General features: G+C 74.9%; 12 protein-coding genes. 7 read left to right on the top strand and 5 right to left on the bottom strand.

Annotated features, from left to right (window positions below):
* Position 1 precedes the first annotated feature (1 nt).
* Both AB0D49_RS36455 and AB0D49_RS36450 read left to right on the top strand, forming a co-directional pair.
* On the top strand, positions 2 to 2350 hold the full coding sequence (locus AB0D49_RS36455; protein WP_362766668.1) for a copper-translocating P-type ATPase: 2349 nt from the start codon (positions 2 to 4) through the stop codon (positions 2348 to 2350).
* A gap of 78 nt (positions 2351 to 2428) precedes the next feature.
* Positions 2429 to 3427, top strand: coding sequence for an NAD-dependent epimerase/dehydratase family protein (locus tag AB0D49_RS36450; protein WP_362766665.1), 999 nt, complete (start codon positions 2429 to 2431; stop codon positions 3425 to 3427).
* 264 nt (positions 3428 to 3691) lie between these two features.
* Here AB0D49_RS36450 and AB0D49_RS36445 read toward each other — a convergent pair whose 3' ends face one another.
* Entirely contained in the window at positions 3692 to 4804 is a 1113-nt protein-coding gene (locus tag AB0D49_RS36445) for a HAMP domain-containing sensor histidine kinase (RefSeq protein WP_362766662.1), read from the bottom strand.
* A 2-nt stretch (positions 4805 to 4806) separates the two neighbouring features.
* Positions 4807 to 5634, bottom strand: a complete 828-nt coding sequence (locus AB0D49_RS36440; RefSeq protein WP_362766659.1) for a response regulator transcription factor — start codon at positions 5632 to 5634, stop codon at positions 4807 to 4809.
* 115 nt (positions 5635 to 5749) lie between these two features.
* Between AB0D49_RS36440 and AB0D49_RS36435 the strand changes: the two genes are divergently transcribed.
* Genes AB0D49_RS36435 through AB0D49_RS36425 form a run of 3 tightly spaced genes read left to right on the top strand, consistent with a single transcriptional unit; the run spans position 5750 to position 7802 of the window.
* Entirely contained in the window at positions 5750 to 6469 is a 720-nt protein-coding gene (locus AB0D49_RS36435; RefSeq protein WP_362766656.1) for a glycosyltransferase family 2 protein, read from the top strand.
* The gene (locus AB0D49_RS36430) at positions 6466 to 7086 is read left to right on the top strand and encodes a DUF2064 domain-containing protein (protein WP_362766653.1); all 621 of its coding nucleotides are present in this window, start codon (positions 6466 to 6468) and stop codon (positions 7084 to 7086) included. The genes AB0D49_RS36435 and AB0D49_RS36430 overlap by 4 nt, the downstream gene beginning before the upstream one ends.
* Entirely contained in the window at positions 7083 to 7802 is a 720-nt protein-coding gene (locus tag AB0D49_RS36425; RefSeq protein WP_362766650.1) for a methyltransferase domain-containing protein, read from the top strand. Before AB0D49_RS36430 ends, AB0D49_RS36425 begins: the two co-directional genes overlap by 4 nt.
* Here the strand turns inward: AB0D49_RS36425 and AB0D49_RS36420 are convergent.
* The gene (locus tag AB0D49_RS36420) at positions 7785 to 8279 is read right to left on the bottom strand and encodes a hypothetical protein (RefSeq protein WP_362766647.1); all 495 of its coding nucleotides are present in this window, start codon (positions 8277 to 8279) and stop codon (positions 7785 to 7787) included. The two genes, AB0D49_RS36425 and AB0D49_RS36420, sit on opposite strands and share 18 nt — an antisense overlap.
* A complete protein-coding gene (locus AB0D49_RS36415) occupies positions 8279 to 9532 on the bottom strand; it encodes a molybdopterin-dependent oxidoreductase (protein WP_362766644.1) in 1254 nt (417 codons plus the stop codon). Before AB0D49_RS36415 ends, AB0D49_RS36420 begins: the two co-directional genes overlap by 1 nt.
* A gap of 203 nt (positions 9533 to 9735) precedes the next feature.
* Between AB0D49_RS36415 and AB0D49_RS36410 the strand changes: the two genes are divergently transcribed.
* The gene (locus tag AB0D49_RS36410; RefSeq protein WP_362766798.1) at positions 9736 to 11052 is read left to right on the top strand and encodes a hypothetical protein; all 1317 of its coding nucleotides are present in this window, start codon (positions 9736 to 9738) and stop codon (positions 11050 to 11052) included.
* A 334-nt stretch (positions 11053 to 11386) separates the two neighbouring features.
* Here AB0D49_RS36410 and AB0D49_RS36405 read toward each other — a convergent pair whose 3' ends face one another.
* Positions 11387 to 13144: a serine/threonine-protein kinase gene (locus AB0D49_RS36405; protein WP_362766641.1), complete on the bottom strand. Its 1758-nt coding sequence runs from the start codon at positions 13142 to 13144 to the stop codon at positions 11387 to 11389.
* Positions 13145 to 13296: 152 nt separating this feature from the next.
* On the opposite strand from AB0D49_RS36405, the gene AB0D49_RS36400 reads away from it, so the two are divergent.
* Positions 13297 to 13704, top strand: a complete 408-nt coding sequence (locus tag AB0D49_RS36400; RefSeq protein ID WP_362766639.1) for a YciI family protein — start codon at positions 13297 to 13299, stop codon at positions 13702 to 13704.
* The last annotated feature ends 1 nt before the right edge of the window (position 13705 follow it).

Raw genomic sequence — 13705 nt, 5'->3', positions numbered from 1 at the left:
CATGGGAGATGCCGACCTGACCTTGACGGTGACCGAGATCGACCTGTCCGACTGCTGGTGCGGGACGGAACTGGCCGAGGTGGAGCGCGATCTCGCCGCGCTGCCGGGCGTGGACTCCGCCCATCTGGACCGGACCCGCTCGGTGGCGCACGTCCGCTACGACCCGGCGCTGACCGACCGCCGCGGGATCGCCGCGACGCTGGCGGGGCGGGGGTACGGGTGTGTCTGTGTGGACTGCCCCGACTCGTGCTGCCAGCCGGGGCACCCGGCGGTGGACCCGGCGGACGCCGCCCCCGACGCCGATGGGGGTCATCAGGGTCATGAGGACCACGAAGGGCACGGCGACGCGCACGCCGGGCACGGTGCCGCCATGGTCCGGGACATGTTCCGCCGGTTCCTGGTCTGTGCCGTACTGACCGTGCCGATCGTGCTGTACTCGCCGATCGGGCACAGCGTCGGCTTCACCGCGGACCCGCCGTTCGGGCTGCCGATGGCGTGGTTCGGGCTGATCCTGGGGACGCCGGTGGTGCTCTGGGGCGGCTGGATCTTCATCTCCTCCGCCTGGCGGTCGCTGCGCCAGGGCGAGGTGACGATGATGACGCTGATCGCGACCGGCATCCTCGTCGCCTATGTCTACTCGGTGTTCGCCACCTTCGCCGGGGCCGAGGACGTGTTCTTCGAGGCCGCCGCGATGCTGACCACGCTGAGCCTGATCGGGCACTGGCTGGAGATGCGCTCGCGCTACGCCACCGGCCGGGCCGTGGAGGCGCTGCTGTCGCTGGCGCCGCCGACCGCGCGGGTGCGGCGCGACGGGACCGAGACCGAGGTGCCGCTGGAGCAGGTCGTCACCGGGGACGTGGTCGTCGTACGGCCCGGCGAGAAGGTGCCGGTGGACGGGACGGTGCTGGACGGGGCCAGCCATGTGGACGAGTCGATGATCAGCGGGGAGCCGCTGCCGGTGGCCAAGACCGCGGGCTCACCGGTGGTGGGCGGCACCATCAACACCACCGGCGCGTTCACCTTCACCGCCACCGCGGTGGGCGCGGACACCGCGCTGGCCCGGATCGTGGCGATGGTCCGCAACGCTCAGGCGTCCAAGGCCCCGGCGCAGCGGCTGGCGGACACCGCCGGGAAGTACATCGTCTATCTGGCGCTGGGCTCCGGGATCGTCACGTTCCTGGCGTGGGCGCTGATCGGTGACGAGGGTGTCGGTTTCGCGATCACGGCGGCGGTGTCGGCGGTCGTCATCGCCTGTCCGGACGCCCTCGCGCTGGCCACCCCGACCGCGATCACGGTGGGCGTCGGTCAGGGGGCGCGCGGCGGGGTGCTGTTCAAGAACGCGACGGCGCTGGAGGCGACGGCGGCCATCGACACGGTCGTCTTCGACAAGACGGGCACGCTGACCGAGGGGAAGCCGTCGGTCACGGATGTCGTGCCGGTGCCGGGGGTGGACGAGGAGACGGTGCTGCGGCTGGCGGCGCGGGCGGACCAGCCGTCGCAGCATCCGCTGGCCACGGCGATCGTGGGGGCGGCCGAGGAGCGGGGCTGGACGGTGGAGCCGCCGTCCGCGTTCGACTCCGTACCGGGCTACGGCGTGACCGCGACCGTGGACGACCGCCGGGTGCTGCTGGGCAACGCGCGCCTGCTGGAGCGGGAGGGGGTCGCGGTCCAGGCGCTGGTGGCGCAGGCCGACCGGCTGGCGGCCGACGGGAAGACCGCGATGTATGTGGCCGCCGACGGCAAGCCGCTCGGGCTGGTCGCGGTGGCGGACACGGTCCGGGCGTCCGCCCGCGCCGCCGTCGCCGAGCTGCACCACGACGGGGTCACCGCCGTGATGCTGACCGGCGACCGGGCGGCGACCGCGCGGGCGGTGGCCCGGGGCGTCGGGGTGGACGAGGTGATCTCCGACGTGCTGCCCGGGGACAAGGCGGAGCGGATCGAGACGCTCCAGCGGGGCGGCGCGAAGGTCGCGATGGTCGGCGACGGGGTCAACGACGCGCCCGCGCTGGCCCGCGCCGAGGTCGGCATCGCGATCGGGGCGGGGACGGACGTCGCCGTGGAGACCGCCGATGTGGTGCTGGTCCGCGACGACCCGGCGGACGTGGCGTACGCGCTGCGGATCGCCCGCGCGGTCCGCCGCAAGATCAAGCAGAACCTGTTCTGGGCGGCGATCTACAACCTGCTCGCCATCCCGGTCGCCGCCGGTGCCCTCTACCCGAGCCTCGGTCTGGTGCTGCGCCCGGAGTGGGCGGCGCTGCTGATGAGCGCGTCCACGATCATCGTCACGTTCAACGCGCTGCTGCTGCGCCGGATGGACCCGAGGCGGCGGGCGGCCCCGTCGGCCGCCTGACCCGGGGCGTCTTACGTCCTGGTGACATGCCCGGCAGGTCACCGGGACGGCCGCCCGCGCGGCCCTAGCGTGAGCGGTATGCGCGTACTGGTCACCGGCGGTGCCGGGTTCATCGGGTCCCATGTCGTCGACGCCCTGCGGGCGCACGGACACGATCCGGTGGTGTACGACGTCCGCCACGACCCGGCGTCCGACGTGCGGGATCCGGTGGCGCTCGCGCGGGCGCTGGCCGGGGTCGGCGCGGTGTGCCACCAGGCGGCGATGGTCGGGCTGGGCGACGGGGTCGCGGACGCCGCGGACTATGTGTCCCGCAACGACCTGGGCACCGCCGTGCTGCTCACCGCGATGGCCGAGGCGGACGTACGGCACCTGGTCCTGGCGGGCTCGATGGTGGTGTACGGCGAGGGCCGGTACGTGTGCCCGGACCATGGGGTCGTCCGGCCGGGTCCGCGGGCCGCCGCCGATCTCGCCGCGGGCCGTTTCGAGCCGCCGTGCCCGCGGTGCGGGAAGGATCTCGCGCCGGGGCTGGTCGGCGAGGACGCCCCGGCGGACCCGCGCAATGTGTACGCGGCGACCAAGCTGGCCCAGGAGCACCTGTCGGCGGCGTGGGCACGGGCGACGGGGGGTTCCGCGGTGGCGCTGCGCTACCACAACGTGTACGGGCCGCGGATGCCCCGGGACACCCCGTACGCGGGTGTGGCGTCCTTCTTCCGCTCGGCGCTCGCCCGGGGCGAGTCCCCCCGGGTCTTCGAGGACGGCGGCCAGCGGCGGGACTTCGTCCATGTCCGGGACGTGGCCGCCGCGAACGTGCTGGCCCTGGAGGGGGCGGCGGCCCCCGGCGCGCTCACCGTCTACAACACCGGCAGCGGCGAGCCGCGCACGGTCGGCGAGCTGGCCCACGCCCTGTCCGCCGCGCACGGCGGCCCGGCGCCCGTCGTCACCGGGGAGTTCCGGCTCGGGGACGTCCGCCACATCACCGCGGACTCGTCCCGGCTGCGGGGCGCGCTGGGCTGGCGCCCACGGGTCGACTTCACGACCGGGATGCGGGAGTTCGCGGCGGCGGGGATGCGGGGGTAGGGGCGGCCGGGGGGGAGGGCGCCGGGCGGCGGACGAGGTGCGGCGGCCGGGACGCGGGCGGTCGTCAAGGCGGGACGGCGTGGTCAGGGCGTGGGCAGTCATCAAGGCCGGGCGGCGGTCAGGACGCGGGCGGTCGTCAAGGCGCGGGCGGTCGTCAAGGCGCGGGCGGTCGTCAAGGCGCGGGCGGTCGTCAAGGCGCGACGGCGGGGATGCGGGGGTAGGGCACCGGTCGGCGCCGGACGGCGATCAGCGTGCCGTAGGGGATCACAGCGCGGTCGGCAGGATCACCTCGAAGCGGCAGCCGCCCGGGATGTTGTGGACCCGGGCGCGCCCCTGGTGGGCCTCCACGATGCCGCGGACGATGGCGAGGCCGAGCCCGGCGCCCGCCGGCGGGGTGCGGGCGTCGGTGCCGCGCCAGCCGGTGTCGAAGACCCGGGGCAGGTCCTCCTCGCTGATACCGCCGCAGCCGTCGGTCACGGACAGCACCACCTCGCCGTCATCGGCGCGTTCCGCGGCCACCGCGACCGTGCCGTCGGCGGGCGTCCGGCGGATCGCGTTGACCAGCAGATTGCCCAGGACCCGGCTCATCTCCTTGCCGTCCACCTCCACCGGCACCGCCTCGACCCGCGCGCCGACCAGCCGTACCCCGTGCTGCCGGGCCAGCGGGTCGGCGCCCGCGATGGCGTCGCCGATCAGGTCGTAGAGGGAGATCCGGGACGGGGTGAGGGGGAGGGTGCCCGCGTGGATGCGGGAGAGTTCGAAGAGGTCGCCGACCATGCCGTCGAGGCGTTCGACCTCGGCGCGGATACGGGTCAGATAGCGGTCGGGGTCGGTGGCGACACCGTCCTCCAGGGCCTCCGCCATGGCCCGCAGTCCGGCGAGCGGGGTCCGCAGATCGTGCGAGATCCAGGCGACGAGTTCGCGGCGGGAGGTCTCCAGGGCGCGTTCGCGTTCCCGGGACTCGGCGAGCCGGGCGCTGGTGGCGGCCAGTTCCCGGCTGAGCGCTTCGAGTTCGGCGGTGGCCGGTCCGGCGGGCGCGGCGAAGTCCCCGCCGTCACCGAAGGAGCGGGCGGCGACGGCCAGCGCCCGGCTGCGGGCGACCACCCAGCGGCCCAGCAGCAGCGCGGTGAGCAGGGAGACGGCCGCCGCCATGGCGACGACGGTGGTGACCACGGTGAGGTCGTGCGCGGACAGGAACATCGCCCAGGCCACGGCGAGGGTGCCGGTGAGCATCGCGACCACGCCGACCGCCGCGACGACGGTCAGGGACGCGGTGAGCGAGCGGCGCCGGATCACCCGCAGGACGGCGGCTCCGGCCAGCCCGGAGGCGGCGGCGCCCGCGAAGGCGTAGGCGGCGATGAGGAGGGTGTCACGCATGGTCAGCCGCCTTCGGGGGTGGGGTGGGAGCCGTCACCGGCGGGGTCGTCCGCGCCGAGGGCGTCGACAGCAGGGGCGTCGGCGGCGGGGGCGTCCGCCTCGAAGCGGTAGCCGACGCCCCACACGGTCCGGATGAGCCGGGGCCGGGCGGGGTCGTCCTCGACCTTGCCGCGCAGCCGGCGGACATGGACGGTGACGGTGGACAGATCCCCGAAGTCCCAGCCCCACACCTCCCGCATCAGGTCCTCCCGGCTGAAGGCCCGCCCGGGATGGGCGAGGAAGAACGCGAGGAGGTCGAACTCGCGCAGGGTGAGGGCGAGTTCGGTGCCGTGCTTGACAGCGCGGCGGGCGGCCGGGTCGAGGGCGAGGCCCGCCGCGCCGAGCGGCCGGGCGCCGGGTCCGGGCCGGGTCCGGCGCAGCACGGACTCCACGCGCAGCACGAGTTCGCGGGGGCTGAACGGCTTGGTGACATAGTCGTCGGCGCCGATCTCCAGGCCGAGCACCCGGTCCTCCTCGTCGCCCCGGGCGGTCAGCATGATCACCGGTACGGGTCCGTGCGCGCGCAGCCGGCGGCACACCTCCAGGCCGTCCATGCCGGGCAGCATCAGGTCCAGCACCACCAGGTCGGGCCGGTGGGCGGTGGCGCGGGCGAGCGCGGCGGGCCCGTCGGCGGCCCGGTCGACGGTGTAGCCCGCCCGGTCCAGGTATCCGGCGACGACCTCGGAGACGGTGGGGTCGTCGTCCACGACGAGGACCCTGGAGGTGCGGGCGGGAGCGGGTCCGCCCGCCGGTGCCGGACCCGGTCCTCCCGTTGTGTACGGCTGCTGCATGGGCCCAGCCTGACACCGGAGGCCGGTCACGCGGGTGCGGCGGAGGTCCGGCGGGCCTCGACGTCCGCGTTTCGTAAGGTCCGGAAGTCCGTGATGTCCGTTTCGCGTTCGTAGGGTGAGCAGTGTGACCTCTCCACCCCACGACCGCGTGGTCGCTGCACCCCCTGACGTCGATGTCGTCCTGCCCTGTCTGAACGAGGCCGCGGCGCTGCCGTGGGTGCTGGCCCGGATCCCGGACGGCTGGCGGGCGGTCGTCGTCGACAACGGCTCCACCGACGGTTCGGCACAGATCGCGCGGGCGCTCGGCGCGTCCGTGGTGCGCGAGGAGCGCCGGGGCTTCGGCGCGGCCTGCCACGCCGGGCTGTCGGCGGCGACCGCCGACATCGTCTGCTTCTGCGACTGCGACGCCTCGCTCGACCCGGCGCTCCTCGTCCCGTTCGTCGCGGAACTGCGCTCCGGCGCGGCCGATCTGGTGCTGGGGCGGCGCCGCCCGCGCGGCCGGGGCGCCTGGCCCGCGCACGCCCGCGCCGGGAACCTCGCCCTGGCCCGGCTGCTCCGCCGCCGCACCGGGCTGCGCCTGCACGACCTGGGACCGCTGCGGGCCGCCCACCGCGTCCCGCTGCTGGGGCTCGGTCTCACCGACCGGCGCAGCGGCTATCCGCTGGAGATGGTGGTGCGGGCGGCCGACGCCGGATGGCGGATCGCGGAGCACGACGTGCCGTATCTGCCGCGTACCGGGGTCTCCAAGGTGACCGGCACCTGGCGCGGCACCTGGCAGACCGTCCGGGACATGCGGCGGGTGCTGGCCCGTCCGGCGGGCGGGGCCGCGGAATGACCACCCTCGTCGTGATCGCCAAGGAGCCCCGCCCCGGCCGGGTCAAGACCCGGCTCACCCCCCGGTTCACCCCGCGGGAGGCCGCCGCCCTGGCCGAGGCCGCGCTCGCCGACACCCTGGACACGGTGGCCGCGGCGCCCGCGTCCCGGCGGCTGCTGATGCTGGACGGCGCTCCGGGACGCTGGCTGCCGCCGGGGTTCGACGTACAAGCGCAGTGCGCGGGCGGGCTGGACGAACGGCTCGCGGACGCGTTCGCGCACTGCGCCGGACCGGCCCTGCTGATCGGCATGGACACCCCGCAGATCACGCCCGCGCTGCTCACCGTGGACTTCGCGGACTGCGACGCGTACCTCGGCCCCGCCGAGGACGGCGGGTTCTGGGCGATCGGCCTCGCCGTGCCCGACCCGGCGCTGCTGCGCGGGGTCCCGATGTCCACCCCGGTGACCGGCAAGGCGCAGGGGGAGCGGCTGGCGGCGGCCGGGCTGCGGGTGCGTGAGCTGCCCCGGCTGCGGGACGTCGACACCGCCGACGACGCCCGCGCGGTCGCCGCCGAGGCGCCGCACGGCCGGTTCGCCGCGTGTCTGGCGGAGCTGACCCGGACGGGAGGCGAGCGGTGAACCGGGCCGCGCCCACCTGGTCGGGCGGCGACCCCGGGGGCCCCGGGGACCCGTACACGGCGGCGCTGCGGGCCGGACACGGGCCCCTGTTCCTGCGCCGCGAGGACGGCTGGCTGCTGCCGCTGGAGGTGGAGCGGTGGTGCGAGCGGGCCGACGCGGTGGACCGGGACGTCCTGGACCGCTGCGAGGGCACCGTCCTGGACATCGGCTGCGGTCCCGGGCGGCTGGTCGCCGAACTCGCCGCCCGGGGCCGCCCCGTCCTCGGGATCGACATCAGCGCCACCGCGGTCGCCCACACCCGGGGGCTGGGCGGTCAGGCGCTGCGCCGCTCGGTGTTCGAACCGCTGCCCGGCGAGGGCCGCTGGGACACCGTGCTGCTGATGGACGGCAACATCGGCATCGGCGGCGACCCGGACGTGCTGCTCGCCCGGACCGCCCGGCTGCTGCGCCCCGGCGGACTGCTCATCGCCGAGACCGACCCGGCCGACGTCGACGAACGCAGCCGGGTCCGGGTGGTCCCGCTCAGCGCCGCCCGCCCCACCGGCACCGCCTTCCCGTGGGCCCGGCTCGGGACCCCAGCGCTGCTGAGCCGGGCCCGGCACTGGCGGACCGCCGCCCACTGGGCGTTCGGCGGGCGCCGCTTCGTCGCCCTGCGCACCGGGACGACGTACGACCACCAGCCTGGAGCCGATGGGCCGTCAGTCCCCGTCGCGTGACCGCGTCCGCCGGCCCCGTACCGCCAGCAGCACCGCCGAGCCGCCGAACAGCACCGCCGTCACCACCAGCCAGCGGGTCAGGAGTCCCGCCGAGGACAGCCCCGTGGCGGACCGGTACCGCTCCTCCGACACCATGCCGCTGATCAGCGGGAACCACACCACGAGCAGCAGCAGCGACAGGGCCGCCGGGACGCGGACGTACATCGCCAGGTCCCGGTGGCCCAGCGCGCCGAGCCCGCCGACGAGGGCCCGGTCCGCGCCCGCGTACAGCGGCAGCAGCACCAGGTCGTGCAGCAGCGCCGCCCCCACCAGCCACAGCGCCACACCGAGCCAGTCACCGGCGAACAGCCGGACGCCCGCGTACCCGGCCAGCGCGAACGAGCAGACCAGCAGCAGGATCTGGAGCGGGCTGCCGAGCGGCAGCCGGAGGCGGCCCGGGGTCTTCTCCGCCCCGGCGCGGGTGGGGTCGTGGCCCATCACAGCTCCCCGAACGTCATCCGCGCGACCCACTTGGTGTTCAGCACACCGGGCGCGGCCGGCACGATCACCCGGGCCGGGTAGCCGTGGTCCATGGACAGGTCCTCCCCGTTGACGGTCAGCGCGAGCAGGGCGCGCGGATCGGCGACCTGGTTGGCGCGCAGCGCCGCGTGCCGGAACGCGCCGCGCCGCTGGAGCGACTCCACCAGCACGTCCGGCGGCGCCCCGCCGTGCCCGACCAGCGCGGCCAGATCGGCGAGCCGTACCCCGCGCCACCACTGGTCGGACGTCGCCCAGCCCTCCACACAGGCGATCGGCAGCGCCGCGCTGTGCTGCGGCAGCCGCGCCAGCTCGGCCCGGCTGAGCCGGACCGTGCCGCCCGGTCCGGTCAGCACCAGCCGCCAGGTGTCCGCGCCGGTCTCCGCCGGATCGATCCCCGCGTACGAGGCCGTCTTGTTGATCTGGAAGCCGTTGGGGCCGCTGCCGGGGTCGCCGCCGCCGTGCGGGGCCAGCAGGGCGGTGTTGCGCAACACCCCGTCGAAGCTGCGGCCGACGGTGGTCGCGAACAGCAGCAGCGCGCCGCCCCCGACGAACCACAGCGCCCCGCGCCGCGACACGGTCGGCTCGACGGGCCGCGGCGCGACCAGCTCGTCCGGCTGCTCCTCCTCCCCGTCGCGCATCCGGCGCAGATTCCGCAGCGCCCGCGGCGTCTTCAGCACCACATGGACCACGAACGCGGAGATGAACACCCACGCCCCGTAGAAGTGGAGCGTGTAGAAGGAGCCGGGGAAGACATAGTCGAGCTGGATGTTGAGCACCCCGGTGACGAACTCGAACAGCGCGCCGCCCACCAGGAGCAGCAGGGAGAGCCGTTCCAGGGCGTGGGCGATGGAGCGCACCGGGGGCAGGGCGAACAGCCGGGGGATCACCGACCAGAGCTTGGCCAGCAGGACCGGGATCAGGGTGACGCCGAGGGTGACATGCAGCCCCTGGGTGAACCGGTACAGCCAGTGCGGGTCGGTCGGCCAGGAGAAGAGATAGAAGCCGAGCAGGCCCTTGTCCGGCGTCTGGTCGTTGACCGGCGACAGATCGGGGTTGTAGGCGGCGTACGACACCAGACCCGTCAGGAAGAGCACGGTGATCCCGGCGAGCAGGACCAGGCCCAGGACCGAGGTGAAGCGGACCGAGCGCACGGGGCTGCGCCAGAAGCCGGGCGCTGAGGGGGAGGGGAGCGGAGGAGGAGCGTCTCGCATGTGCCGACCGTAGGCCCGTGCCACCCCGCCGAAGGGGGCGTGACCCATGACGAAACGCTGACGTCGGGCCCGTACGGCAGCATCCGGCCGCTCGCCCGGCCTAGCGTGCCGGTGTGAACCGCACCCCTCCCCCCACCGGCCCGGACACCGACGTCCCGCGCACCTCCACCGGGGACCCGGCGCGCCGCGCCGTCCGCCATGATCTGTACGCCGCCGGGATCGCCGCCCTGCTGGTGCTGGCCGCCGTGCTGATCGGCCGTCACATCCAGTCCACCTCGCACACCCTGTTCGTCAGCTGGCCCCCGCTGCTGGCCCGCTGGGGACCGCACGTGGGCCCCGGCACCCCGGCCGCCGTCCTGGTCGCCGCCGGGGTGGTGGCGTACGGTCCGCCGCTCGCGGTCCGGCTGCGCTGGCGGACGCTGCTCGTGGCGGCCTGGGCGACCTCACTGGCCTGGATCGTCTCGCTGGCCCTGATCGACGGCTGGCAGCGCGGCATCGCCGGACGGCTCACCACCCGCTATGAGTATCTCCAGGTCATCGACCGTTTCCATGACATCCCGGCGGCGCTCGCCACCTACACCGACCACATCCTGGGCGGCTCCCCCGACCACTGGCCCGCGCATGTCGCCGGGCATCCCCCGGCGGCGGTCCTCACCTTCGTGCTGCTGGACCGGGCGGGGCTGCGCGGCGGCGGCTGGGCCGGGATGTGGTGCGTGGTGCTCGGGGCGGCGGCGTGCGTGGCCGTGCTGGTCGCGGTGCGGGCGCTGGCGGGCGAGCGGCTCGCGCGGCGGGCGGCGCCGTTCCTGGTGCTGGCCCCGGCCGCGGTGTGGCTGGGCACCTCGGCCGACGCCTACTTCGCGGCGGTGGCCGCCTGGGCGGTGGCACTGCTGGCGCTGGCGCTCACCCGGGGATCGCTGTGGGCGGCCGGCGGGTCGGGGCTGCTGTTCGGGCTGACCTGCTATCTCTCGTACGGTCTGGTGCTGATGGCGGTGATCGGGGCGGCGGTGGTGCTGCTCGGGTTCCGGGGGCTGCGGGAGCGTCCGCTGCTGGTGGTGCCGTTCGCGGTGGGGCTCGCGGTCGTCCCGGCGCTGTTCACCGTCGCCGGGTTCGACTGGTGGGAGGGGTACCGCCTGCTGCTCGTCCGGTACGACCAGGGCGCGGGCGGCATCCGCCCGTACGGCTACTGGATCTGGGCCAATCTCGCCTGCACGGTGCTGATCACGGGGCTGGCGACGGCGGCGGGGCTGCGCCGGACGGGGGCGGCGGGGCTCGGCACCGGGTGGAGGGGACCGTGGGACAGGAGTGAGGCGCGGCTCGCCGTGCTGGTGGCCGGTGCGCTGCTGGCCGTGCTGATCGCGGATCTGTCCGGGATGAGCAAGGCGGAGACGGAACGCATCTGGCTGCCGTTCGCGGTGTGGCTGCTGCCGTGCTGTGCGCTGCTGCCGCGACCCCGGGCCTGGCTGGCCGCGCAGGCGGTGCTGGCACTGCTGCTCAACCATCTGCTGCGGACCGGGTGGTGAGGCGGTGGCCGCCGGTCCGGGGGTGGCGGCCCAGCCCTCGTGATCCGGTGATCGCCCCCCCCGGGCCGGGGAGGCGGCCCAGCCCTCGTGATCCGGTGATCGCCGGGCCAGGGGGCGGCTCAGCCCTCGTGAGCCGATGGCCGCCCGGCCAGGGGGGCGGCTCAATCCTCGTGATCCGGTGGCCGCCCGGCCAGGGGAGGCGGTCCAGCCCTCGTGATCCGGTGATCGCCCCCCGCCCGGGGAGGCGGCCCAGCCCTCGTGATCCGGTGATCGCCGGGCCAGGGGGCGGCTCAGCCCTCGTGAGCCGATGGCCGCCCGGCCAGGGGCAGGCGGGTCAGTCCTCCTGCTCGTTGGGCATCACCCGGGTCACCTTGCCGGTGTGGTCCGCCTCCAGATAGCCGCTCTGCCGGTAGTCGTTGGAGAGATAGACCGACATCGACTTCGGGTCGCCGAAGGTGGGGTCGTCGCCGCTGACCAGGAGATAGCGCGAGGTGATGTCCTTGACGTTGAGTTCCTTCTCGGCCCGCTCGAACATGCCGGGGACGGCGTCCCACCGGAAGTCGTCCACGTCGAAGGGGCTCTCCATGGACGTCACCGAGCCGCTGCTGATGCCCTTCTCGGCGCCCTCTCCGGGGCGGTAGGTCCAGGAGTCGTAGCGGGTCTTGCTGCCGTCGACCATGACATTGGCCGAGACATGCTCCGCGTACACGGACAGACTGCTCATCTGGTCCGTGCCGGTGGCCTCCTTGAGGGCGGCCACGGCGGTCCGGATGCCGTCCGGGGTGAGCAGATCGGACGGGGCGTCGTCCGAGCCCCCAGAACCACCCGAGTCCCCGGAGTCCGTGGGATCGGTGGAGCGGTCCGATCCCGCCGGGACGTCGGCGGCGCCGGTCTCGCCCGAGCCGCTCCCGTCGCTGGCCGTCACACCCGGCGATTCCGCCGCGTCCGCGCCGGTGCCGCCGTCGTTCGGCAGGAACGCCCACACCAGGGAGCCGATCACGACCGTGGAGACCATCGACGAGAGGATGGCGATCCTGCTGATCCGCCGCCGGGTACGGCCGTCCCGGTCACCGGACGGCGACGCCACCGGCGCGGTCGTCCCGTAGGGGTGGGGGGCGGGGGTGGCATAGGGGTTGGGGTGCGGTCCGGTGGTCTGCGGGGCGGGCGCGGCCAGCGCGTACGAGGTCACCTGGGCCGGGGGGACCGCGGCGGTGGGCGGCGGCGGTCCGAAGCCGCCCGGGACGGGGACGTCGGCCGTCTCCGCGTGCGCCAGCATCGCGTCCATGGTGGCCGCGTCCGGCCGTCGCGCCGGGTCCTTGGCGAGGGCGGCGATCAGCAGCGGGCCCAGCGCGCCCGCCCGGACCGGCGGGGGCAGTTCCTCGCGCAGGACGGCGGCGAGGGTGGCGAGGGTGGTCGCGCGGCGCAGCGGATGGTGGCCCTCGACGGCGACGTACAGCATCATCGCGAGCGACCACAGATCGGACTCGGGGCCGCCGTCGCCGCCGGATATCCGCTCCGGGGCCATGTAGTCGGGGGTGCCGATGACGGACCCGGTGGCGGTGAGGGACGTCGACTCACGGATGGCGGCGATACCGAAGTCGGTGAGGACGGGGCGGCCGTCGGGGCGCAGCAGCACGTTGGCGGGTTTCACGTCCCGGTGCTGGATGCCCACCGCGTGCGCGGCGCGCAGCGCGCCGAGGATCTCCCGGCCGAGCCGGGCGACCTCGCGGGGCGCCATGGGGCCGCGGGCGAGCGGGGCGTCGAGCGAGCCGCCGGTGACCAGTTCCATGACCAGCCAGGGGTACGGGTGCTCGGCGCCGTCGACCACATGGTGGATGGTCACCACGTTGGGGTGGTCGACCCGGGCCAGCGCGCGGGCCTCGCGCAGCACCCGTTCGCGCAGTTGCCGGGCGGCCTCGGGGTCGTACTCCGCCATCGCCGGGTCCGGGGGCCGGACCTCCTTGAGCGCGACGGCCCGGTCCAGGACGAGGTCCCGTGCCCGCCACACCGTGCCCATGCCTCCGCCGCCGAGCCGGGCCTCCAGCTCGAAGCGCTCATCGATCACCCGTCTGGCGGGCCCACCCTCGTTCATCGCCCGCAGCATACGAGAACCCACCGACACCACGGGTCCCGGGCCGGTCCGTGAAACACGGTTCACGCCGATGTCGAGATCCGGCGCCCGGCTCCGTCCCCGGTGTAGACACGACGGCACACGGGCCGTCGGCGAACGCGAGGAGACCGACCATGGCGAAGTATCTGCTGCTCAAGCACTACCGGGGCGCCCCGGCCGCGGTGAACGACGTACCGATGGACCGGTGGACGCCCGAGGAGATCTCGGCGCATGTGACGTACATGAACGATTTCGCGGCACGGCTGGAAGAGACCGGGGAATTCGTCGACGGCCAGGCGCTGGCGCCCGACGGGATGTGGGTGCGCTACGACGGGGAGGGGCGTCCGCCGGTCACCGACGGGCCGTTCGCCGAGACCAAGGATCTGATCGCGGGCTGGATGGTGATCGACGTGGACAGCCAGGAGCGGGCCGTGGAGCTGGCCGGGGAGCTGTCGGCGGCGCCGGGCAAGGACGGCCGGCCGATCCATGAGTGGCTGGAGCTGCGGCCGTTCTACGGTGTGCCGCCCACCGTCGCCGAGTGAC

Origin of the sequence: Streptomyces sp. NPDC048290 (genome assembly GCF_040652095.1) — a bacterium.
Classification (GTDB): domain Bacteria; phylum Actinomycetota; class Actinomycetes; order Streptomycetales; family Streptomycetaceae; genus Streptomyces.
Note: the sequence above shows the minus strand (reverse complement) of the source record. Positions and strands in the feature narration are given on the sequence as shown.

Coding starts and splice junctions, on each gene's coding strand:
- AB0D49_RS36455 (WP_362766668.1), top strand. CDS start 2: ATGGGAGATGCCGACCTGACCTTGACGGTGACCGAGATCGACCTGTCC.
- AB0D49_RS36450 (WP_362766665.1), top strand. CDS start 2,429: ATGCGCGTACTGGTCACCGGCGGTGCCGGGTTCATCGGGTCCCATGTC.
- AB0D49_RS36445 (WP_362766662.1), bottom strand. CDS start 4,804: ATGCGTGACACCCTCCTCATCGCCGCCTACGCCTTCGCGGGCGCCGCC.
- AB0D49_RS36440 (WP_362766659.1), bottom strand. CDS start 5,634: ATGCAGCAGCCGTACACAACGGGAGGACCGGGTCCGGCACCGGCGGGC.
- AB0D49_RS36430 (WP_362766653.1), top strand. CDS start 6,466: ATGACCACCCTCGTCGTGATCGCCAAGGAGCCCCGCCCCGGCCGGGTC.
- AB0D49_RS36420 (WP_362766647.1), bottom strand. CDS start 8,279: ATGGGCCACGACCCCACCCGCGCCGGGGCGGAGAAGACCCCGGGCCGC.
- AB0D49_RS36415 (WP_362766644.1), bottom strand. CDS start 9,532: ATGCGAGACGCTCCTCCTCCGCTCCCCTCCCCCTCAGCGCCCGGCTTC.
- AB0D49_RS36405 (WP_362766641.1), bottom strand. CDS start 13,144: ATGAACGAGGGTGGGCCCGCCAGACGGGTGATCGATGAGCGCTTCGAG.
- AB0D49_RS36400 (WP_362766639.1), top strand. CDS start 13,297: ATGGCGAAGTATCTGCTGCTCAAGCACTACCGGGGCGCCCCGGCCGCG.